This window comes from Nocardia alba NBRC 108234 (assembly GCF_001612665.1).
GTDB lineage: Bacteria > Actinomycetota > Actinomycetes > Mycobacteriales > Mycobacteriaceae > Nocardia > Nocardia alba.
This window is the reverse complement of record NZ_BDAX01000002.1, coordinates 603,370-628,862: the sequence shown is the minus strand read 5'-3', so window position 1 is coordinate 628,862 and position 25,493 is coordinate 603,370. Positions and strand designations below refer to the sequence as shown.

Annotated in this window: 2 protein-coding genes; both read left to right on the top strand. The window is 69.1% G+C overall.

Annotated features, from left to right (window positions below; genetic code table 11):
• Positions 1-81: 81 nt before the first annotated feature.
• Positions 82-24,504 (top strand): non-ribosomal peptide synthetase, encoded by a 24,423-nt coding sequence (locus NA12_RS04510; protein ID WP_084472351.1) that lies wholly within the window; start codon positions 82-84, stop codon positions 24,502-24,504.
• Positions 24,504-25,277, top strand: coding sequence for an FkbM family methyltransferase (locus NA12_RS04505; protein ID WP_067446255.1), 774 nt, complete (start codon positions 24,504-24,506; stop codon positions 25,275-25,277). The genes NA12_RS04510 and NA12_RS04505 overlap by 1 nt, the downstream gene beginning before the upstream one ends.
• Positions 25,278-25,493 lie beyond the last annotated feature (216 nt).

The window sequence follows — 25,493 nt, the reverse complement described above, 5'->3', positions numbered from 1 at the left end:
GTGGGGCTGGAAAGCGCGCGGATCTCCGTACTCGGAGTCCGTGCTGGGGCGAAAGCCATGCGAGGGGTCGGTAAGGTAATCATGGAGTCTGTCGAGATTTGCGCCGGTAATCAGGATCTTATTCCGCTGTCCTCCGCGCAATATGGCATGTGGTTCGCGGACAGCGCGCATAATGGACAGGCGACCAATATCGCGCAGTACGTCGAGATCGCGGGGCGGATCGACGTCGACCTGTTCAACAGGTCGGTGCGCGAGGCTGCCGAGGAGACCGAGTCGCTCATGGTGCGGGTGGTCGAGGTGGAAGGGCGTCCCTACCAGGTCGTCGACCGCGGCCTCGCCTTCAACGAACTCGTGCTCGACTTCGGTACGCACAGCGATCCGTTGGCGGCTGCCTTGGAATGGATGCGCCGCGACTACTCCCGACCGGTCGAGATCACCCGGGACCAGCTCGCGATCACGCGGCTGATCAGAATCAGCGATGACCGGCACCTGTGGTACGCGCGCGCCCACCATCTCGTGATCGACGGCTACGGCGCGTTCAGCGTGTTGTGCCGGGTCGCCGAGCACTACAACGCGCTCTCGGAAGGCAGGCCGCCCGCTCGACTGGTGGCCGCTGACCTGCGCGAGATCGCCGCGGGGGAACAGGCCTATCGGGAGGGCTCACGGTTCGAGGCCGACCGCCGGTACTGGCTCGACAAAGTCGCTGATCTGCCCGCGCCCGTCGGCCTGGCCGGCCGCTCGGCACGCGCGACAACGGTGGACAAGGTCGCGGCGCGCGAACTGCCGGCGCAGCTGTGCGCACTGCTCGATCAACGCTCGGCCGAGCTCGACGCGTCGGCCGCCCAGGTCGTCGTTGCGGCGTTCGCGGCCTTCTTCACGCGGATGACCGGTGCCGACGAGATGGTGCTCTCGGTGCCGATGAGCGCCAGGGTCACCATGAAGCTGCGCAACGCCGCGGCGATGCTGGCCAATATGGTGCCGATCCGGTTGGCGGTCGGTGACACGACCACCGTGGCTCAGCTGGTCAAGGCATCGATCAGCGAGCTGGTCTCCGCGCTGCGTCATCAGCGCTACCGCTTCGAAGATCTGCGCCGCGAGTCCGCCTCGATCGACAACTCCGCCAATACTTTCGGGCCCGTCCTCAACATCTTGTTCTTCGACTCCGAGATCCGCCTCGGCGACGCCGTGGGCCGCTACTACGCGCTCACCTCGGGCGCGCTCGAAGACCTGCAGATCAACCTGTATCGGACCGGGCCCGACGCCCCACTGCTGATCGAGCTGCACGGCAACGACAACCTCTACAGCCAGCGCGATATCGACGCGCATGTCGACCGGTTCATCGATTTCCTGCGCCGATTCATCGAGGCAGGCTCCAGCGAGCGGGTAGTGGAACTCCCACTGGTATCAGCCGCCCACGAGCTCGCGATCATCGCCGAGTCGGCTGGTGCCGACGGTGTCGCTCCGGTCGAGACACTCGTGGATTCGCTGTCGCGACAAGCCCGTTCGACCCCGCGAGCGGCGGCTGTCACCGCCGGGAACGAGACGATCACGTATCGGGACCTCGACGAGCGTTCCACTCGGCTCGCCCGGCGTGTGATGGCCTGTGGCGCGGGTCCGGGCTCGGTGGTCGCCATCGCGCTGCCGCGCGGCACCCACCTGATCGTCGCTATGCTCGCTGTCCTGAAAACCGGTGCCGCGTACCTGCCGCTGGATATCACGCATCCGCGCGAGCGGTTGGACTACGTTGTCGGTCAGGCGGATCCGGCAGTTGTCCTCGTGGAGGACGCCGGGCTGTCGGCGGTCTGGAGCCAGGCGTTGGTTCTCGGCCCGGAGGATGATCTCCACGGTGCCGCTGACCCGATCACCGATGACGAGCGCACCGCGCCCCTGCGTCCCGACGACGCAGCGTACGTCATCTTCACCTCCGGCTCCACGGGGCGACCGAAGGGCGTGGTGATCAGCCACCGCTCGGTTGTCACCTACCTGGCGAATGCGTGCGCCGCCCTCGATATTCGGGCCGACGACGTATGGACATGGCTGCACTCGGTGGCCTTCGACTACTCGATCTGGGAGGTTTTCGGGCCGCTCGTCACCGGTGGCCGGGTGGTGGTCGCCGATGCGCTGACCACGCGCGCGCCCGACGAGCTGGTGCGCCTGACCGCGCGCGAACGCGTCACCGTGCTCAGTCGAACCCCCTCGGCGTTCTACCAATTCGCCGCGGCGACGCGGCGCTACCTCGCGGTCGGCGCGCCAGAGGGCGAGCTGGGTCTGCGGCTGGTCGTGGTGTCCGGCGAAGGCCTGGATCCGGCGGCGTTGGCACCGTGGTACGCGGACAACCCGGACGGGCCGATCGTGGTCAACAGTTACGGCATCACCGAGACCACTGTGTTCGTCACTCGAACCGACATGAGCGCGGATCTGGCGGTACCCGGCACGCCCAGCGTGATCGGCACGGCGCTTCCCGGCCTTCGCACCTACGTGCTGGATCGGCGCCTGCGGCCGACGCCGGTGGGCGCATGGGGCGAGATCTATGTAGCGGGAACACAATTGGCTCGCGGCTACCTGGGGCAGGCCGCGCTGAGTTCGCATCGTTTCGTCGCCGACCCGTGGGGCGCGCCGGGGGAGCGGATGTATCGCAGCGGGGATGTGGCCCGCCGCAATCATGACGGCGACCTCGAATACCGTGGGCGCGCGGATCAGCAGGTGCAGTTGCGTGGGTTCCGTATCGAACTCGACGAGGTCCGTGCCGCGCTGCTGGCCCATCCAGCGGTGGCCGCCGCCGCGGTGGTGGTGCATCGCGCCGACACCGACGCCGCGCGTCTGGTGGGGTACGTCGTACCGGCGGGCGCCGAGTGCGATGTCGATGCCGTTGTCGCGCGGGCAGGTTCGCTGCTGCCCGACTATATGGTCCCGAATGTCGTGATGGTCGTGGACGAATTGCCGCTGACGGTCAACGGCAAACTCGATCTGCGCGCACTGCCGGAACCGGTCGCCGCCGGCGCCGCGAGCTATGTCGCGCCGCGCACCGAGGCCGAAGAGCTCGTCGCGCGCGTCTTCGCCGAGGTGCTCGAGGTGGACCGGGTCGGCGCGTTCGACAGTTTCTTCGAGGTGGGCGGCAACTCGCTCACCGCGGCGGGCGCCGTCGCGCGGGTCGCCGATGCCACCGAATGCGCACTGTCGGTGCGTGATCTGTTCGCCAATCCGACGGTGGCGGGCTTCGCCGAGTGCGTCGGCCGGGCGCGGCGCCGGGTGCGGCCCGCGCTGACGCCGATCGCGCGGGAAGGTCTGCTGCCGCTCGCTCCGGCGCAATACCGGATGTGGCTGATCAACCGCTTCGATCCGGAATCCGCCGCCTACAACATTCCCCTGGTGCTGCGACTGACCGGCCGACTCGACCACGCCGCACTGCGTACGGCGCTGGGCGATGTCCTCGATCGCCACGAGTCGTTGCGAACCCGCTACCCCGCCCGCGACAGCTACGGCAGTCAAGAAATCCTGTCGGCGCAGGCGGCCCTGGCCGAATTCGACTGCGTCCCGGAACATGTCGGGCAGGACCGGCTCGCCGACCGGATTCGCGAGCTCACGGTGCGTGGCTTCGATGTCTGCGCGCGACCGCCGCTGCGTGCGAACCTGCTCGCGACCGGACCCGATGCGCATGTGCTGGTACTGGTCTTGCACCACATCTGCTGTGACGGTACGTCGTTGGCGCCACTGGCGGCCGACTTCGCCGTCGCCTACGCGGCGCGGTCGCAAGCTACCGTGCCCGAGCAGCCGCCGCTTCGGGTGCAGTACGCCGACTACGCCGACTGGCAGCGTCGTCTGCTCGGCGACGCCGCCGATCCGGACTCGCTCGCCGGCGACCAGTTGCGCTACTGGACAACTCAATTGGCCGATGCGCCCGCAGTGCTCGAACTGCCGACCGACCGACCGCGGCCGGCCAGCCGTTCGATGCGCGGCGGGGCCATCACGACGCAGTTGCCCGCCGGGACCTACGCCGAGATCGAGCGACTCGCGCGCGCCGCGGACGTGACCCCGTTCATGGTGGTCCACGCCGCGCTCGCCGTGCTGCTGGCCCGGCTGTCGGGAACCGACGATATCGTCATCGGCGCCCCGCTGGCCGGACGTGGTGAGCCGGATCTGGCTCCGCTGGTGGGAATGTTCGTCAACACCGTGGCACTGCGCACCCGGATTCGCGGCGACGAGTCGTTCACCGCCCTGCTCGAACGGGTGAAGGACATCGACATCGATGCCTTCGCGCACGGCGACCTGCCCTACGACCGGGTCGTGGAAGAGCTCGATCCGCGGCGCTCGGCGGCCTACGCGCCGGTGTGCCAGGTGTATCTGGCCTTCGACAACACCGCCCTGCCCAGCCTTGCCCTGCCCGATCTGACGGTGGACGTCATCGATCCGGGCGCCGAACCGGCCAAGGTCGACCTCGTCTTCACGGTCGGCGCGAACGCCGCCGCGACCGGCGACGTCGCGCTGCGCATCAACTACGCCACCGAGCTGTTCGACCCCGCCACCATCGAACACATGGCCGCCCGGCTGGCCCGCATCCTCGAGTCGGTGGTGGCGAAGCCTTCCGCGCCGGTGGGTGATGTGGAACTGCTGTCCACCGCCGAACGTGCTGTGCTGCACTCGGTTCGGGGCGCCGACGCGGTCCCCGGCGTAGCGCTGACGGATCTGCTGGCCCGAGGTGTCGCGATCTCGCCGGAGGGGACGGCTGTCGTTTCGGGGCAGCGGTGCCTGAACTTCACGGAGCTGGACGCGTTGTCGAACCGGTTCGCCCGGCGACTGCTCGATGAAGGAGCCCGGCCCGGCGAGGTGGTGGCGATGGTCCTGCCGCGCTCGGTCGATTTCGTGGTCGCGGTGTGGGCCGTCGCCAAGACGGGCGCGGCCCTGGTACTGATCGACCCGCGCAACCCGCGGGACCGGGTCCGTGCCATGCTCGCCGACAGCGCCCCGAGGGCGGTTTTGACCAGTGCGGAAGCCGGAGTCGCCGCGCCCGAAGGGCCGTGGTCGTTGTTGGTGGTCGCGGACCCGGTCTCGCGTAGCGTCACCGCCGGGTACTCGTCCGCGCCGCTGACCGACGCCGACCGTGGCAGGCCGGTACACCCCGGCGACGTGGCGTATGTGATCTACACGTCCGGAACGACCGGTGTACCGAAGGGCGTCGAGGTCACCAATCAGGGGCTGGCGAACTTCGCCGCCGAACAGCAGGACCGCTATGACGTCGAGCCGACCGCGCGGGTCCTGCAGGCCGCAGGACCGGGATTCGACGCGGTGATGCTCGAGGTGTTGCTCGCCCACCCCGGTGGCGCCGCGCTGATCGTGTCCCCGCCCGATGTCTACGCGGGCATCGAACTGGCGGAACTCATTCGGGCGCAGGAGGTTACCCATGCCTTCCTGACGCCGACCGTCCTCGCCTCGATGTCGCCGGAGAACTTGGAGTGCCTGCGGGTGCTGGTCTCCGGTGGCGAAGCACTCACGGCTGAGCTCAGTGCGACCTGGGCGCCGGGGCGTCGGCTGTTCAACGGCTACGGACCCACCGAGACCACGATCATGGTCGCGATCAGCGACCCGATCTCCGCGCGGGGTCCGATCACCATCGGCGGTCCCATTCGCGGGATCTCCGCGCAGGTCCTCGACTCCCGGCTGCGCCCGGTGCCGGTCGGTACGGCGGGTGAACTCTACATCGGCGGTGTGCAACTGGCGCGCGGCTACCTCGGGCGGCCCATGGCGACAGCGGCCAGTTTCGTCGCCGATCCGCGTGGTGCGGGCAGCCGGATCTACCGCACGGGCGACCTCGTCCGGTGGACCCCGCAGCAGACCCTCCAGTACCTGGGCCGCGCCGACCATCAGGTGAAGATCCGCGGCCAGCGCACCGAACTGGGGGAGATCGAAGCCGTACTCGCCCAGGATCCCGCGGTGACCCACGCCGTCGTCGTGATCCACGGCAGCGCGGGAACCGACCGTCTCGTCGGCTACCTGGTCGGTGCGGGTGTCGACGCGGAGCGGGTGCGCGCGGCCGCGCGCGACCGGCTTCCGGCGCACATGGTGCCCGATGTGTGCATGGTGCTGGACCGATTCCCGGTGACCGCCAGCGGCAAACTCGATCGCGCCGTGCTGCCCGACCCGGTGTTCCCGCAGCCCGCGCAGGATATCGCGCCGCGCACGCCCTCCGAAGAACTCGTCGCCAGTGTCTACCGCGACGTGCTCGGCGCAGCGCAGGTGAGTGCCCTCGACAACTTCTTCGACCTGGGCGGCAACTCGCTCACCGCCACCAAGGTCGCGGCGCGCCTGTCCGATGTGTTCGGTACCGATATCGCGGTGCGAGCGCTGTTCGAGACCCCGACCGTCGACGCGCTCGCCCGTGAGCTGGATTCTGCTGGTGGACAGAGTAACTGGGGATCGGTCCGGCTCAGGCTGGGACCCCAGCAGCGTCCGGATCGGATTCCGCTCTCGCCCGCACAGGCCAGGATGTGGTTCCTGAACCAGTTCGACACCTCCGCGGCGGTCTACAACGTGCCCGTCGTCGTGCGGGTCGCCGGCCCACTCGACATCGACGCGCTCCGGTCGGCGCTCGTCGACGTGATCGCCAAGCACGAGACGCTGCGCACCCGATACCCGGACAGCGACAGCGGACCGTGGCAGGAGATCCTGTCACCGGCTTCGGTTCCACAAGTCCGGTTCGACGAGGTCGCCGAGGCCGAGATCGCCGATCGGATCGCACAGGAGACCGCTCTCGGCTTCGACGTGAGCGCCGAGGTCCCGTTGCGGATCGCGGTGTTGCGCACTGCCGCCGAGGAGTGGACGGTGGTGCTCACCGTGCACCACATCGCCATCGACGGATCCTCGCTCGCGCCGCTGGCCGGCGATCTGACCGTGGCCTACCGGGCGCGGATGGCGGGCGAAGTACCTGCCTTGGCGCCGCTGTCGGTCCAGTACGCCGACTACACGCTGTGGCAGCGGCGAAACCTCGGCACGCAGGAAGACCCGACCAGTGTGAGCGCGGGCCAGATCCGGTACTGGATCGCGGCGCTGTCCGACCTGCCACAGATGCTCGACCTGCCGACCGACCGTCCTCGACCCGCGCGACAGTCCTTCCGCGGAGCCAGCATGTCGGCCACGATTCCCGCCGACCTGCATCGCGACATCATCGCGCTCGCACGGCGCCACGACTCGACGTTGTTCATGGTGACCCATGCCGCGTTCGCGGTCCTGCTGGCGAGGCTGTCCGGCACCGATGACATCGCGGTCGGTACCCCGGTCGCCGGACGCGGAGAGCCCGCCCTCGACCCGCTGATCGGCATGTTCGTCAACACGCTGGTGCTGCGCGTACGGGTCGATCCCGCGGCCCCGTTCACGGCGGTGCTCGAGCGTGCCCGCGAATGCGATCTCGGTGCGTTCGACAACGCCGCGATCCCGTTCGAACAGCTGGTGGAGGTCCTCAATCCGCCGCGCAGCACCGCGCACGAGCCGCTGACCCAGGTCGGTTTCTCGTTCCAGAACATCGACATTCCGACGCTGCGTCTGGGCGGGCTCACCGTGGCTGCCGACCTCGTCGAGCCGGGTGTCGCCAAATATGACCTGCACCTCACCCTGGTCGACACGATCGACGCGGACGGCGCGCCCGGCGATATGCGGGTCGAGTTCGTTTATGCGACAGATCTTTTCGATGAAGCCACGATCGTGCCGATCTTCGATCGATTCGTCGCCATCCTGCGCGGTGTCGTCGCCGATGCCGATGTGCCAGTGGGTGACCTGCCGCTGCTCAGCCCGGCTGAACTCGACGAACTGGCGCGGCGCGAGTCCGGTCCCGTCGCTGCCTCGGACGGCGCGACGACAGCGGATCTGTTCGCGGCGCAGGTCGCGGCGACACCGCGGCATCGCGCGGTCGTCGACGGCGACAGCGGAGAAGTGCTCACCTACGCCGCGTTCGGCGCCGAGGTGAATGCGCTGGCGCGCCTGCTGATCGGCCGCGGTATCGGTCCGGGCAGTGTGGTGGCCGTGGCCATGCACCGCTCGGTCGAATTGCTCACCACGCTCTACGCCATCCACGCCGCGGGCGCCGCCTACCTCCCGCTGGATCCCGATCATCCCGTCGACAGGCTGCGCACCGTCCTCGCGACGGCACGTCCCGACGCGGTGCTGATCCGCGACGAGATGGACATGCCGACGCGGTCGCCGGTCTGGCGGCTGTCGGAACTCCGCGCGGCCTCGGCCGAGTCGAGGAACGGCGCCGTGATCGACAATGCGCCGGTGACCGACGCCGATCGGATCCGGCCATTGCGCCCGAACGATCTGGCCTACGTCATCTTCACCTCGGGGTCGACCGGCGTCCCGAAGGGCGTGGCACTGACCCACGAGGCGGTCGTCAACCAACTGCGCTGGCTCACTGCGCAGTACGGGATCGCCACCGACGACGTGCTGCTCCTGCGCACGCCCGTGACTTTCGACTTGTCGGTCTGGGAATTGTTCACCGCTCCCACCGCCGGTGCGGCGCTGGTCGTCGCCGGACGCGACGACCACCTGGACCCCACCGACATTGCCCGGCTGATCGCCGGCCACGGTGTGACCGTGGTCGACTTCGTCCCCTCGCTGCTGTCGGCGTTCCTCGACATCGCGACCCCGGACGATCTCTCCACCGTCCGCCAGGTGCTGTGCATCGGTGAGGCGTTGGATTCCGCGGCCGTTCGCCGGTTCCGCGACCTCAGTGCGGCACGGATCGACAACCTGTACGGCCCGACAGAAGCGGCCGTCAGCGTCACCGCCTCCGAGATCGGCGAACTCGACGGACCCGTGGTGTCGATCGGCACGCCCGAGACGAATGTCGTCACGCACGTGCTCGATGCCCGGCTGCGTCCCGTTCCCACCGGTGTGACAGGTGAGTTGTATCTCGGCGGAATCCAGCTCGCCCGTGGCTATCATGCCCGCCCGGATCTGACGGCGGCCGCGTTCGTGGCCGATCCGTTCGGCTCGGCGCCGGGAGCACGCCTCTATCGCACCGGCGACCTGGTGCGCTGGGACACGACGGGCCGGCTGCGGTACGTCGGCCGCCGGGATTCCCAGGTGAAGATTCGCGGCCTGCGCGTCGAACTCGGCGATATCGAAGCCGCGCTTCGCGCGCACGAGCACATCGATGCCGCGGTCGTGCGGGTCCATCCGGCCGCCGAGGGCCAGGTCCTGGTGGCCTACGCCGTGAGCGACGAGGCGATAGACCCCGACTCACTGCGGGCGCACCTGCTGGAGCGTCTGCCCGCGTACATGGTGCCCGTGCAGGTGATACGGATCGATACGGTCCCGCTCACACCCAACGGCAAGATCGACTACCGCGCCCTGCCTGCCCCCGATGCCCGCGCCACCACGACCCGCTACCGCGCGCCCAGCGGGATCACGGAGGAAACCATCGCCGCCGTGATCGGCGAACTGGTACAGACACCCTGGGTCGGTGCCGACGAGAACTTCTTCACCCTCGGTGGCAATTCACTGCTGGCGACCCGTGTGCTCAGCCGGGTCGGCGAAGTCCTCGGTGTGACGATTCCCGTGCGCGCCGTCTTCGAAGCGCCGACGGTCGCGGAACTGGCCAGGTGGGTAGAACAACTGCGCGCCGTCGGGGAGACGGCCGGACCGGTGGCGAAACCGCGACCCGACCGCATCCCGCTCTCGCCCGCGCAGAGCCGGATGTGGCTGCTCAATCAGCTCGACCCCGAGTCGGCGAGTTACGTGGTGCCACTGTCGATCAGTCTCGACGGTGATCTCGATGTCGAGGCCATGACGGCCGCGCTGCGCGATGTCATCGACCGGCACGAGATCTTGCGGACCACCTACCCGGCCCACGACGGCACCCCCGCGCAGGTCGTGCTGAGCGCCGATGAGGTTGTCGCGGCGTGCGATCTCGTCGTGCACCCGGTGTCCGCCGATGCCCTGCTCCCACGGTTGGCGCAGTTCTTCGGCACCGGCTTCGACGTCTCGGCGGGGGCACCGCTGCGGGTGGCGCTGTTGCGGCTCGGCGACACCGCGCACGCACTGGCACTTTCGGTGCACCACATCAACTGCGACGGCTACTCGGTGGCGCCGTTGGCCGCCGACATCATCGAGGCCTATCGTGCGCGCCGAGCCGGCGCGGCACCCGATTGGGCGCCGCTACCGGTGCAATTCGCTGACTACGCGCTGTGGCAGCGTGAACTGCTCGCCGAGCCCGATTCCGCTCCCGGTCGTGACCTGCTGTACTGGCGCACCCAGCTCGCGGGGATCCCTGATGTGCTGGCGCTGCCCACCGACCGCCCGCGCCCACTCGAGCAGTCCCACCACGGCGCGACCGTGCACACCACCGTGCCGGCCCGGGTCGCGGAATCTGTGGCTGCCCTGGCACGGCGCCGCGGGGTGACCCCGTTCATGGTGGCGCACACCGCTTTGGCCGTGCTGCTCGCGCAGCTGTCGGGCAGCGACGACATCGCCATCGGTGTCCCGTACGCGGGTCGCGGCGACCGAGCTCTCGATCGCCTGGTCGGCATGTTCGTGAACACGCTCGTCCTGCGTACTCGTGTCCGTCCCGACCATCGGTTCGTCGACCTGATCGAATTGACCAAGCGCACCGACATCGAGGCGTTCGATCATGCGGCCGTTCCGTTCGAACAGCTGGTGGAAGTCCTGAATCCGGCTCGCTCGACGGCACATTCGCCGCTGTTCCAGGTGATGCTCGCCTACCAGAACATGGCGCCCGCTCAGCTCACAGTGCCGGGGCTGGCGGTCGGCAGCATCGATGTCGGCGCCGACGCGGCGATCTGCGATCTGCTGCTCATGATCACCGAGGATCGGGGTCCGCACAACGAGATCGCGGGTATGACCCTGCGCCTGACCTATGCCACCGATCTGTTCGACGACGCCACCGCGCGCCGGTTCACCGAACAGCTGGTGCGGGTCCTCGACGCGGTCACCACCGACGAGCAGATCATCGCCGGGGAGATCGACCTCGCCGATGAAACGACCCGCGCTCGGCTGCTGCGCCCCCACGACGCGCCGCTGGTGCGCGCGGACCACACGCTGGTCGATGCCTTCGATGAGCAGGTAGCACGGACCCCGGATGCTGTCGCGGTCCGAGTTCCGGGCGGCCCCGCCCTCACCTACCGTCAGTTCGACAGCACGGTGAACCGTCTCGCCCGACACCTCATCGATCTCGGTGCGAGCCCGGAAACGACGGTGGCGGTGGCGATTCACCGCTCGATCGACCTGATCACCGCGGTCTACGCCGTCGTGAAGTCCGGCGCCGCGTTCGTTCCGCTCGACCCTGATCATCCCGGCGCCCGGCTGGCGCACGTCCTGTCGGTCGCGCGGCCACTGCTGGTCGTCACCACATCCGATGACGAGAGCGCGCTGCCCGACGACCTCGAGCGGGTTCGCCTCGACGAGCTCGACCTGAGCGCCCGACCCGCCGGACCGGTCGGCGACGACGAACGTCACCGGCCGCTGCGGGCGGGCAACACCGCGTATGTGCTGTTCACCTCCGGCTCCACCGGCACACCGAAGGGCGTCGCGCTCACGCACGCGGCCACCACTCACCAGTTGGCTTGGGCACAAAGCGAATTCCCGCACAACGGGTCGGATGTGGTGCTGCACAAGACTCCGATCACCTTCGACATCGCGGTGTGGGAGTTGTTCTGGCCGTTGCAGACCGGTGCGCAGATCGTCGTCGCCGAACCCGGCGGCCACCGCGACCCTGCCTACCTGGCGCAGATCATCGCCGACGAGCAGGTGAGCACGGTTCACTTCGTCCCGTCGATGCTCGACGTGCTGCTCGAGCACGTAGGCACCACCGGGCTTTCGTCGGTTCGCCACGTCTTCCCGGCCGGTGAGGCGCTGGCCCAGCGCACCGTCGCACGCGCACGGGAGGTTTTCGACCGCGCCGAGGTGGTCAACTGGTACGGCCCCGCCGAAGCGGAAGTCGTCACCGCCCACCGTTGCACGACGAATCCCGATGCACCACAGAGTGTTCCGATCGGAGAGCCGGTGGCCGGCATGTCCGCCACGGTGCTGAACGCGCGATTGCGGCCGGTTCCCGTCGGTGTCGTCGGCGACCTGTACGTCTCGGGGGTTCAGCTGGCCCGCGGCTACCAGGACCGACCCGACCTGACCTGTGGCGTGTTCCTCGCCGACCCGTTCGGGGCGCCGGGCGCGCGTGTGTATCGCACCGGCGATCTGGCGCGCTGGACAACCAGTGGCACGTTGGAGTTCCTCGGCCGCAGCGACTTCCAGGTGAAATATCACGGTCAGCGCGTGGAGCCCGGTGACATCGAAGCCGCCATGCACTCGATCGACACGGTCGCCCGTTCGGTCGCGATCGTCACCGAGGACCGGATCACCGGCTACGTCACGCCGGTGTCGGGCGCGACGCTCGACGGGCGCGACATCCGACGCGCGCTCACCCGGTTGCTGCCGTCCTACCTGGTGCCGGGTGCGGTGCTCGTGCTGGATGCCCTGCCGCTCAACGCGAACGGCAAGCTGGACCGCACCGCCCTGCCCCGCCCGGACTTCGACGACGCGGAGGAATTCGTCGCCCCGAGCACCCACCGGGAAACGGTGTTGGCCAAGATCGTCGCCGAGATCGTCGGCGCCGATCGGGTCAGCGTCGCCGCCGACCTGTTCGACATCGGGGTGAACTCGCTGTCGGCAGCCCAGATCGCCGCGCGCGCCGAAGCCGCCCTGCGGGTGCGCGTCGGTGTTCGCGACATCTTCGACGCCCCGACCATCGGTGCGCTGGCCGAGCGGATCGCGGTACGCGACCGGTATGCCGGCGTCCCGCTGGTGCGGCGCACCGACCTCGCCGAGATCCCCCTGGCGGCGGCACAGCGACGCATCTGGATCCTCAACCAGCTCGACCCCACCTCCGGTGCCTACAACATCGGATTCGCCGCGCGCCTGACCGGTCCGCTCGACGTGGCCGCGCTCCGTGCGGCGATGGTCGATGTGGTCAGCCGCCACGAGACCTTGCGCACGATCTATCCCGCGGTGGGTGGACGACCACGGCAACTGATCCAGGACGGCGCGGTCGGAGCCGTGGAGATCGAGATCGCCGCCCTCGACGACCCGGCGCTGCTGACCGGTCGGCTGCGCGCGGTGGTGGAGTCGGGTTTCGACATCGCCACCGCTACCCCGGTCCGCGCGCGGCTCTATCGCACCGGCGCCGAGGAACACGTGTTGATCCTGGTGGTGCACCACATCGCCGCCGACGGTGCGTCGATGGCGCCGCTGGCCCGAGATGTGTTCGCCGCCTACCGGTCTCGCCGCACCGGCACGGCGCCGCTGTGGCCGTCGTTGCCGGTCGACTACGCCGACTACGCGATCTGGCAGCGTGATCTGCTCGGTGCCGAGGACGACCCCGCCTCGCTGTCGGCCCGGCAGCTCGCCTACTGGCAGGGGATTCTCGCCGACGCACCGGAGCTGCTCGCGTTGCCGACCGATCGTCCGCGGCCCGCGGTCGCGACGATGAACGGCGGCAGTGTCCGCTTCACCGTCGAGCCGGCCCTGCACGCGGCTGTGGTCGACTTCGCCCGTCGTGAGGGCGCCACGGTGTTCATGGTTCTGCACGCCGCGCTGGCGATCCTGCTCGCGCGCACCGCCCACACCGACGACGTCACGATCGGCACCCCGGTGAGCGGTCGCGGCCGCCCCGAGCTCGACGATCTGGTCGGGATGTTCGTCAATACGGTCGCCCTGCGTACCCGTGTCGCCGAAAACCTGTCCTTCCGCGCGTTTCTGGCCGAGGTCCGCGGCACAGATCTGGAAGGGCTCGCGCACGCGGACGTGCCGTTCGATCGTCTGGTCGAGGTGCTCGATCGGGCCGGGTCGTCCGCGCATTCACCGATCTACCAGGTGCTGCTCGGCTTCCGCAACGCCGACCCGACGCGTTTCGAACTCGACGATATCGGCGTCGAGGTGCTCGATCCCGGTGTGGCACAGGCCAAAACCGATCTCACTGTGCTGCTGAACGAGCGCGCCGACGGGGCGGGTATCGACGGTGAGATCGTCTACGCGACGGATCTGTTCACCGAGGCCACCGCGTCCCGGTTCGCCGAGCGACTGGTGCGCGTCCTCGACACGATCACCGCACAACCCGATATCGCGCTCGACGCCATCGACCTGCTCAGCCACGAGGAGACCGCACAGCTGGTCCCCGCCGGGCACGCGACCGCCGCGGTGCCGAGCACGCTGCCCGCGTTGCTCGCCACCGCTGCCGCCGACCCGATGGCGACCGCGCTGATCGGTGCCGACGAGACCCTCACCTACGGCGAACTCGACCGGCGATCCGATCAGCTCGCCGTGCTGCTGTCACGGGCCGGTGCGGCACCGGGAACCTATGTCGCCCTTGGTGTCCCGCGCTCGGTGGCCTTCCATGTGGTGCTGTGGGCGATCACCAAGACCGGTGCCGCGTTCATGCCGATGGATCTGCGTTACCCCGCGGACCGGCTGGCGCACATGGCCCAGGACTCCGGCGCCGTACTCGGGGTGACGCTGGCCGCGGCACGTTCGATGCTGCCGGACACGGTCGACTGGCTGTGCCTCGACGACGACCAAGTGATCGCCGAGCTGGCGACCACGCCGACGGATCATTCCTTCCCGGCAGCGCGCCTGGACGAGGCCGCCTACCTGGTGTACACCTCCGGCTCGACGGGCAATCCGAAGGGCGTGGTCGTCACACACGCGGGACTGGCGGCGTTCGCGGCCGCGAAGTACCAGCACTATCAGGCGGATCGGACATCGCGGGTCCTGCAGGTCGCCGCGCCCGCGTTCGACGCGGTGATGATGGAATCGCTGATCGCCTACGCGGCCGGTGCCGCCATGGTCGTCTCGCCCGCCGAGGTGTTCGCCGGTGCGGAACTGACCGAACTGATTCGCACGCACCAGGTTTCGCACGCCTTCCTGACACCCAGCGTGCTGGCGACCTTGCGGCCCGAGGGGCTCGACGCGCTGCGGATGCTCACCATCGGCGGCGAAGCGCTCTCCGCCGAGCTCGTCGCCGCGTGGGCGCCGGGCCGGCGCTTCCACAATGTGTACGGGCCGACCGAGGCCACCATCGCGGTGAGCGTCAGCTCGGCGTTGCTGCCCGGTGACCCGATCACCATCGGCACCACGATCCACGGGGTGCTCGCGGTCGTGCTCGACAGGCGATTGCGGCCGGTACCGGTCGGCATCGTCGGAGAGCTGTACCTGGCGGGCGACGCGCTGGCGCGCGGCTACCTGAATCGACCGGGGGCGAGCGCGGGCGCGTTCGTCGCCGATCCGTTCGGTGCGCCGGGAACCCGGATGTACCGCACCGGTGACCTGGTGCGCTGGAGCGCCGAACACACCATCGAATACGTGGGTCGTGCCGACTTCCAGGTGAAGATCCGTGGTCAGCGTGTGGAACTCGGCGAGATCGACGCGGCGCTGGTCGCCTGCCCGAATGTCGCCTCGGCGGTCACGGTGAGCAGGCGCGGCACGGCAGGGCAGCCGACGCTGGTCGGCTACCTGGTGGCCACCGGGGGCGCGACGATCGACACGGCCGAGATCCGCGGCCGGATCTCGGGCGCTCTGCCCGCGCACATGGTGCCCGCGGTGCTGATGGTTCTCGAGGAGATGCCGGTCTCGTCGACCGGCAAGGTGAACCGGCGCGCACTGCCCGAACCCACCGCCGAGGTGCCGGATTCGGCCCGGGGTGTCGTGGCGTCCGGGCTGGAGGCCACTATCGCGGGGATCTTCGCCGAGGTGCTCGGTGTGGACTCGGTGGGGGCCGACGAGTCGTTCTTCGCGCGCGGCGGTGACTCGATCATGTCGATCCAGTTGGCGTCGCGATTGAAGACGGCCGGCGTGGTGGTCACGGCGCGAGACATCTTCGAGCGCCAGACCGTTCGCGGCTTGGCCGTGGTCGCCGAGACGGGGGGTCGGGCGGCCCTCGAAGAACTGCCCGGTGGTGGCATCGGCGACGTGGCGCGGACGCCGATCGTGTCCTGGTACCTCGACCGTCCCGCCGGCGACCGCTTCGCGCAGTCGCTGCTGGTCGAATTGCCCGGCGACGCGCGATCGACGGATGTGGTCGCCACGGTCCGCGCTGTCCTGGATCGGCACGACATGCTGCGCGCACGCGTGTGTGGCGCGAACCCCGACAGTTCGGCTGGTACCGAGCGCTCGGGGGCGTCGACACCGGGTGCTCCGGATCTCCAGCACCTCGAAGTGCTGGCACCGGGCCGGATCGACGCCGAGAAGCTGGTGTCGACGCGTGAATTCGGTGCCGAGAGTGCGCCCGGCAGTGCGGGTTTCACCGCACTGGTGGAGGACGCTCTCGAGCAGGCATCGGGTCGGCTCGACCCCGCGGCTGCCACGATGATGCAGGTTGTCTGCCTGGTGCCCGAGCCCGGCGTGGTGTCGCGGGGCCGTGCGCTGATCGTGATCCACCACCTGGTGGTCGACGGCGTCTCCTGGCGCATCCTGATCCCCGATTTCGTCTCGGCATGGCAGCAGGTCGAGCAGCGGCGAACCGTCGAACTGCCCGAGGTCGCCACCTCGATGCGCCGGTGGGCCCAGGCCGTGTCGACCGCGGCCGGCAGCCGGACCGACGAGCTCGCCCTGTGGCAACGGATGGGGTCACGCCCCGAACCGCTGCTCGGGCGCGCCCCGCTCGACCCGGCCGTCGACGTGCACGCCACGGTCGAACGCCTGACACTCACGCTGCCCGTCGGGCTGACCACCGCCCTGATGCGCGAGGTGCCCCGCGCCGCGCATGCCACCACCGACGACGCCTTGCTCACGGGTCTCGTGCTCGCGCTGGGGCGTTGGCGCGCCCAGCGCGGTGTCCACCACTCCGGTGCGCGCATCCTGCTCGAAAGTCATGGGCGCGAAGAGCAACTCGCCCCGGGTGCCGACCTTTCCCGCACTGTCGGCTGGTTCACCAGTGCCTACCCGGTGGACTTCGACATCGACGGCATCGATCCACGGACCGCGGTGAAGGCGGTCAAGGAGCAGCTGCGGGCCGTGCCCGACAAGGGCATCGGCTATGGCATGCTGCGCTACCTGAACCCGGCGACCGCCGACCGGTTGGCCGCACTGTCCGCACCACAGGTCAGTTTCAACAACCTCGGCCGGGCAGGCGTCGATATCTCGGCACTGTCCGGGCTCGCCTGGATCCCCGCCGGGGAGGAATTCGACCACCAGGGCGCTTTCGATCCGGACATGCCCGCCTCCGCCACGCTGACTGTCGACGTCAGCATCATCGACACTCCCGACGGGCCCACGATGGCCGCGCAGATCGGTTACGCCGCACGGCTTCTGGATCGTGGGGAGGTGCGTGAACTGCTCGACGAATGGACATCGGCCCTCGGCCAGATCGCCGAAGCCGCGGCACGGGAACAGGATTGGGGTCTGTCTCCGTCCGACACCCCACTGGTCGCGCTGACCCAGCAGGACTTGGACCTCTTCGCCGACCGCTACGGGCCGATCGAGGCCGTCTGGTCGATGGCGCCGTTGCAGGCGGGGCTGCTGTTCCACGCCGAACTCGCCGAGGGCGAACTGGACGTCTACACCGCCCAATCGGAGATCACGCTCACCGGTCCGGTCGATGAGGCCCGGCTGCGCCGAGCCGCGGCGGACTTGCTCGATCGGCATCCGAACCTGCGGGCAGCGTTCACCCGGACGATCGATGGTGCTGTCGCGCAGGTGGTTCCGGCGAACTCCACCGTGCACTGGCGCCGCGTCGAGGCGTCGGAGACCACAGTGCCGGAAATCCTGGCGTCCGAACGGGAAACGGCGTTCGATCCGGCCGATCCACCACTGGTGCGATTCGTTCTCGTCGCCGTCACGCCCACCGAATTCCGGCTGATCCTGACCGCGCACCACCTGCTGATCGACGGCTGGTCACTGCCGTTGCTGCTGCGCGATCTGGTCGGTCTGTACGCAGCGGGCGCCGATGCGGGCATGCTGCCCGCCGCGCCGTCCTACGGTGACTACCTCGCCTGGCTGGACCGGCGCGACAGCACCGCCGGCGTCGAGATCTGGCGTGCGACCATGGCGGGCTTCACCGAACCCACCTTGATCGCCGACACGGTCGGCGAGGCCGCCGCCGAGGTGCCGACCGACCTGAGCATCGATCTCGACGACGACATCACCACCGCACTCACCGCACTCACCGCACTCGCCCGCACCTCGGGCGCCACGATGTCGACCATCGTGCAATTCGCGTGGGCGACGGTGCTGGCCACCCAGCTGGGCCGCGAGCGGATCGTCTTCGGCGAGACCGTCTCCGGCAGGCCGGCCGAGGTGCCGGGCGTCGAATCGATGATCGGGCTGTTCATCAACACCCTGCCGGTCGCGATCCACGTGCGCGGGGACCTGACCATCATCGCGGCGCTGGAACAGCTGCAGGCGACCAAGACCCGGCTGCTCGACCACCACCATGTCGAACTGTCGGGCATCATGTCCGCGCTCGGCGGTGGGCAACTGTTCGACACCCTGGTGGCCTTCGAGTCCTACCCGGTCGACAGCAGCGGACTCGGCGACGCCGAGATCGACGGTGTTCGGGTCACGGACGTGGTCGGCACCGATGCCGCGCACTACCCGATCACTGTGCAGGCCCACCACACCGACACCGTGCACATTCGGCTGCGGTACCAGGCGGCTCGCGTCAGCGACCTCACCGCGACCGGGCTCGCCGAGCGCGTCGAGCGCGTCCTGCGCGCCGTCGCCACCGACCCGAATCGGCGCGTCGGCGACATTGACCTGTTGTCGGCGGCCGAACACGCGGCACTGGTCCCCGCCATGGGTGCGCGACCGGTGGCATTCGAGCCGCTCGCGGACCTGTTGCGCCACGGTGTGTCCGGGCACCCCGACGGTGTGGCGGTGCGGTACGGATCCGAGACACTGAGTTTCAGCGAGCTGGGTACGTCGGCACGGCGGATGGCGTGCTGGCTGGTCGAGCACGGCGTCGACTCGTCCGACACCGTCGGCGTGGTCATGCCCCGGTCGATCTCGTTGATCACCACGATCTGGGCACTCGCCGAGATCGGCGCCGCGTGCGCGCTGCTCGATCCACGTAATCCGCAGGAGCGGCTCGCGGTCATGCTGTCCGACTGCGCGGCGCGCGTCGTGTTGACGGTCGAGCAGGTGAGTGATGGTGTGCCGGAAGGAGAGTGGACACCGCTGGTAGTCGACGATCCGGCCGCTGAGCAGGAGATCGCAGGCAGCCCGGCGCGCTCGATGGCACGGACGGTCCGCGATGCCGACCTGGCCTACGTCATCTACACCTCCGGAACCACCGGTACTCCCAAGGGCGTCGCGGTGACCCAGGCGGGATTGGTGAACTTCACGGCCGAGCAGCGCAACCGGTTCGGGGTCGACTCCGATTCTCGGGTGCTGCACTGTGCCGCAACAGGATTCGATGCAGTCATGCTCGAGGTCCTGATGGCGCACCCGAACGGCGCGACACTCGTCATCGCACCACCCGACGTCTACGCCAACACGGAGCTGGCCGGACTCATCCGCGACAACGCGGTCACCCACGCCTTCCTCACACCGACCGTGCTGGCGACCATGTCGCCCGACGGGCTGGACAGCCTCGCGGTGCTGGTGGCTGGCGGCGAGGCCGTGTCGTCGGAACTGGTCGAGCTCTGGGCGCCGGGACGCCGGATGTTCAACGGCTACGGGCCCACCGAGACGACGATCATGGTCGCCATCAGCGACCCGATCGCGCCGACCGAACCGATCACGCTGGGTGGTCCGATCCGCGGAACCTCCGCTGTGGTGCTGGACTCGCACCTGCGGCCCGTACCGATCGGGGTGACCGGCGAACTGTATGTCAGCGGAATCCAGCTGGCCCGCGGCTACCTCGGCCGGCCCGCCCTCACCGCCACGACCTTCCTCGCCAACCCCTACGATCCGGACACCCGGATGTACCGCACGGGCGACCGCGTCCGTTGGACGGCCGACCACAGCATCGACTACGTCGGCCGCGCGGACCATCAGGTCAAGATCCGTGGGCAGCGGATAGAACTCGGCGAGATCGAGGCCGTTCTGGTCGAACATCGCGCGGTCACCCACGCGGCAGCGCTGGTGCGCAGTGACGCCAACGGGACAGAGCGCCTCGTCGGCTACCTCGTCGGCGACGCTGTCGACCCGGAGGACGTGCGCGCCTCGGCCCGCCGTCGACTGCCCGCTTCGATGGTGCCCGACATCTGTGTCGTGCTGGAACAGCTTCCGCTCACCGCCTCCGGAAAGCTCGACCGCGGCGCGCTGCCGATGCCGAGTTTCGCCGCCGTCGGATACCTGGCGCCGAGCAGCCCGACCGAGCGTCTCGTCGCCGACCTCTGCGCCGAGGTACTCGATCTGCCCCGAGTCGGCATGCGCGACAACTTCTTCGACCTCGGCGGCAATTCGCTGACCGCGACGAGACTGACCGCTCGACTGAGCTCCGCACTCGGCATCCGGGTGGCGGTGCGCGACCTGTTCGAGGACCCGAGAATGGCCGATCTGGCCGCCCGGCTCACCGGACGTGACCGCGTCGACCGTCCGTTGCTGGCCCGTCGGTCCGACAGCGGCCCGGCGCCGCTCTCGCCCGCCCAGCAGCGAATGTGGTTCCTCAACCAGCTCGACGCCTCGGTCGGCGCCTACAACGTGCCGCTGGTGATCCGGCTGACCGGCGAGCTCGATGTCGCCGCGCTGCGCACCGCGTGCGCGATGGTGATCGACCGCCACGAATCGTTGCGCACGAAATTCCCGGTGATCGATGGTGTCCCGCGGCAGGTGATCGTCGACGCCGACGAGATCGTGCCCGACCTGGTCCCGATCGTCATCGAGGAAGCGGTGTTGCCGAAGGCCGCCGCGGCGGTGCTGTCGAGAACGTTCCGGGTCACCGAGGCGCCCCCGGTACGGGCCGAACTGTTCGATCTCGGTCCCGATGATCACGTGCTGGTGATCGCCGTGCACCACATCTGCGCGGACGGCCTCTCGATGATTCCGCTCACTCGCGACGTCGCGGCCGCCTATCACGCCGTGACCACGGCGGGCGCGCCCGCGTGGCCGCCACTCACGGTCCAGTATCCGGATTACGCACTGTGGCAACGCGATCTGCTCGGCGATGAGCACGATCCCGAGTCGCTGCTGTCGCGTCAGCTGGACTACTGGCGCGAGACCCTCGCCGGGCTGCCCGAACTCCTCGAACTGCCGACCGATATGCCGCGCCCACCGGTCGCGTCGATGCGCGGCCGCAATATCGACTTCGACATCGAGGCACCGCTGCAGGAGCGGATCGGCGCGCTCGCCCGCGCCGCGGGCGCGACGCCGTTCATGGTGGCCCACGCCGCCCTGACGGTTCTGCTCGCGCGGCTGGCGCGTACCCGCGATGTCGCGGTAGGCACGCCGGTCTCCGGACGAGGGGAACGCGAACTCGACGACTTGATCGGCATGTTCGTCAACACCGTCGTCCTGCGCACGACCGTGTCCGCCGATCAGCCGTTCGACGAGCTCCTGGCGCAGGTGATGGCCGACGATCTGGCGGCGCTCGCGCACGCGGACGTCTCCTTCGAACAGATCGTGGAGGCCATCAACCCGACCCGCACGACCGCGCACCTGCCGCTGTACCAGGTGACGATCGACTACCAGAATCTCGATCAGGTGGTGCTCGAACTGCCGGGGATCTCGGTGCAACCGGTGGAGGACTATGTCGAACAGGCGCAGTCCGATCTCAATGTGAAGCTGGTGGAGCGGTTCGACGCCGACGGCAACGCGCTGGGCATAATCGGCCGATTGACCTATGCCACAGACCTTTTCGTCGACGAGTCGATGGAGCGGTTCGCGCACTGGTATCGGCGGATCCTGGAGGCGGTGACGACGAATCCACGGGCTGTCATCGGTGACATCGAGTTCATGGAACCGCGGCAGCGCCACGAGATCCTCGACGCCGCAGGGGTGGCGGGTGCGCGGGTTCCCGAGGAAACGATCGGCGGCTTGTTCGCGCGGCGGGTGGCCGTGGCTCCGGACTCGGTCGCGGTGACCGATGGGACAACGGTCCTGACCTACGCCGAGCTCGATCAGCGTGCCAAGGCTGTCGCCGCCCGGCTGATCGCCGCCGGCGCCGGTCCGGAAACACTGGTGGCGGTCGCGTTGCCACGCTCTGCCGAGTTGGCGGTCGGGCTGCTGGCGGTGGTCATGTCGGGTGCGGGCTATCTGCCCCTGGATGTGGCATATCCGGCCGAGCGACTCCGGTTCGTGCTCGACGACGCGGCGCCGGTCGCGATGCTGACCACGTCGGCGATGGCGTCGCAGACGCCCGAATTCGCCGGGCCGACAGTTCTTCTCGACGACCGGGACGCGATCGGTAACGCGCAGCGGGTTCCCGCGCGTGCGGACAACATCGCCTACATGATCTACACCTCCGGCTCCACCGGACGCCCGAAGGGCGTCGCGGTCACCCACCGCGATGTGGTCACGCTGCTCGCCAACACCGCGCAGAAGTTCGACGTCGGACCCGACGACGTCTGGACGCTGTTCCATTCCTACGCTTTCGATTTCGCGGTGTGGGAGATGTGGGGCGCCCTGCTCTCGGGCGGACGCCTGGTGGTCGTCGACTACGACACCACGCGCACGCCCGATGCCTTCGTCGAGCTCGTGGCGCGCGAGCAGGTCACCGTGCTCAGCCAAACGCCGTCAGCCTTCTACGGATTCATCGACGCGGAGCGCCGCCACCGCGGCGCGGCGGGCGCCGACCTCGCGCTGCGCTATATCGTGTTCGGCGGCGAAGCGCTCGACCCGTCCCGATTGACCGGCTGGCTCCTCGCTCACCCGGCGGGCACGCCGACCCTGGTCAACATGTACGGCATCACGGAGACGACCGTGCATGTCAGCTACGCCGAGGTCGATCAGACCGGCGGCGGCGGGATCGGTCGCGCCCTGCCCGGCCTGAGGGTGTACGTCCTCGACGAGCGGTTGCTGCCGGTGCCGGTGGGCGTCGCCGGTGACCTCTACGTCGGCGGCGGGCAGCTCTCCCGCGGCTACCACGGGGCGGGCGCGCTCACCTCGGGCCGGTTTGTCGCCGATCCGTTCGGCGCAGCGGGTGGCCGCCTGTACCGGACCGGCGATGTCGGCCGGTGGCGTCGCGGCGGGCACGGACTGGAACTGGATTACCTCGGGCGCGCGGACGCGCAGATCCAATTGCGTGGTTTCCGTATCGAATTGGGTGAGGTGGAATCGGCGCTGCTGCGTCATCCCGGCGTCGCCCAGGCGGCGGCCGCCGTGCATCGCCACGCCGAGGGCGTGGACCAGTTGATCGGCTACGTCGTCCCGGTCGACGGTCAGGACCTCGATCCGGCGCGGGTTCGCGCCGCCGCCGCTGAACTGCTCACCGGCTACATGGTGCCCTCGGCCGTCGTGGTGCTCGCCGAACTGCCGGTCACGGTCAACGGCAAGCTCGATCGAAATGCCCTGCCCGCACCCGACTTCGACCGCGTCGAAGACGAATACGACGCTCCGCGAACACCGTCCGAGGTCGCGATCGCCGAGGTGTTCGCGCGCATCCTGAACGTGGCCAGGGTCGGTGCCCGAGGTGGCTTCTTCGACCTGGGCGGCAACTCACTGCTCGCGACCATGGCGGTGGCAGAACTCCAGGGCCGCGGCGTACGACTCGAACTGCCGTGGATGTTCGACGACGCGACACCACGGGCACTGGCCCGCAGGGTCGACGAGGCCGAGGGAAGTTCGGGCATGCAGGTCCTGCTGCCCTTGCGGCCCACCGGCGAGGCGACCCCGCTGTTCGCGATCCACCCGGCGGGCGGGCTGGCCTGGTTCTACGGTGGACTCGTCGGACATCTGCGCGGCGACCGACCGGTGTTCGGGCTGCAGGACCCGCACGTGGTCGCCGCCGAGCCCCCGGCCACCTCGATCGACGCGCTCGCGCACCGCTACGTCGACGAGATCCGCCGGGCCAAGGCGACGGGGCCGTATCACCTGCTGGGCTGGTCACTGGGCGGCGAGATCGCGCACGCGGTGGCGACACAGCTGCAGGAGCAGGGCGAACAGGTCGCGCTGCTGGCCATGATGGACAGCGCGGTCGGCGCGCCGCCGATCACCGCGCACCCCGAAGCCGCGCCGGGGGAGCTGATCGCCGATCTGCTCGGCGGCTGGCGGGAACTGTTCGAACTCGGCGACACCGTCACCGCGAGCACTACCGAGCAGGCCTGGCAGGTGGTCCGAGATCAGATCGCGGGCACCGGTTTGTTCAGCGTCGACCAGATCGACCGGGTGATGGAGAGTTTCTCCACCGCCGGCGACCTCGCCGACAACTATCAACCGCGCACCTTCGACGGTGACCTGGTCTATTTCACCGCAGGCAAGGACCGTGCCGACACCGAGGCGCTCGCGCGGACGTGGCAACCGCACATCACCGGCCGTATTCACAACACCGTTCTCGACGCTCGCCATCTCGAACTGACCCACCCGTCCGCGCTGGCCGTGATCGGCCCGATTATCGAAGGATTCATGGACTGATGACGACACAGCAGCAACTGCGCCTCGACGACGGCCGCACCGTGACCTGCACCAGCCCCGCCGAAGCGCGCATGCTGTGGAACGAGATGATCGCCGACGGGTACTACCGCCAGGCCGCCGCCACCCTGCGGCCTGGCGACCTCGCGGTCGACATCGGTGCCAACATCGGACTCAGCGCGATGATGTTCGCCGAAACGCGCCCCGGGGTGCGGGTGATCGCGGCGGAACCCGCTCCCGCCACCTTCGATTGCCTGCACCGCAATATGGAGGCCCACGTGCCCGGCGGTGTCGCCCTCGAGGTCGCGGTGGGCGCCGCACCCGGTGTGCTGCCGTTCACCTGGTACCCCCGCGCCACCGCGAACTCGAGTCTGTACGCCGATCGCGATGCCGACGACGATGCGACGAAAACCTTCCTGCGCAACAGCGGCCTGCCCGACGACGCGATCACTCTCATCACCCGCGGCCTGCACGACGGGGAGCAGATCGATGTCGAGGTCACGACGGTGTCGGCGATCCTCGCGCAGGAGGATCCGGCCGCCGAGATCGGCGTGCTCAAGATCGACGTCGAGCGTGCCGAGCTCGATGTGCTGCTCGGTATCACCGAATCCGATTGGTCGCGGATTCGCGCCGTTGTCGCCGAGGTACACAACCGGGACGGCCGCCTCGCCGAATTCTGCGAGCTCCTCAGTGCGCACGGCCTCACCTCGCGCACCAGGCAGGACCCGTCGCTGGCGGGCACCGAACTCCACGAGGTGTATGCCGAGCGGACCTGACGCACGGGTCATACTGTCGCCCAAGCTGATTCAGGAGCCGATCGATGTTTCGCCGGCGCGGCTGCCACGCCGACGGCTCGGTTCGCTCGGTCGGCGGTGACCGGCTCCTGGATGATGGACGGCAGCGGTGCGAGCCTGTGCCGGATGATCTCGGTGGCGTAGTTCCCTTCTGCGTTCCCGGGAACGCAGAAGGGAACTGAGAACATTTGGCTGAGA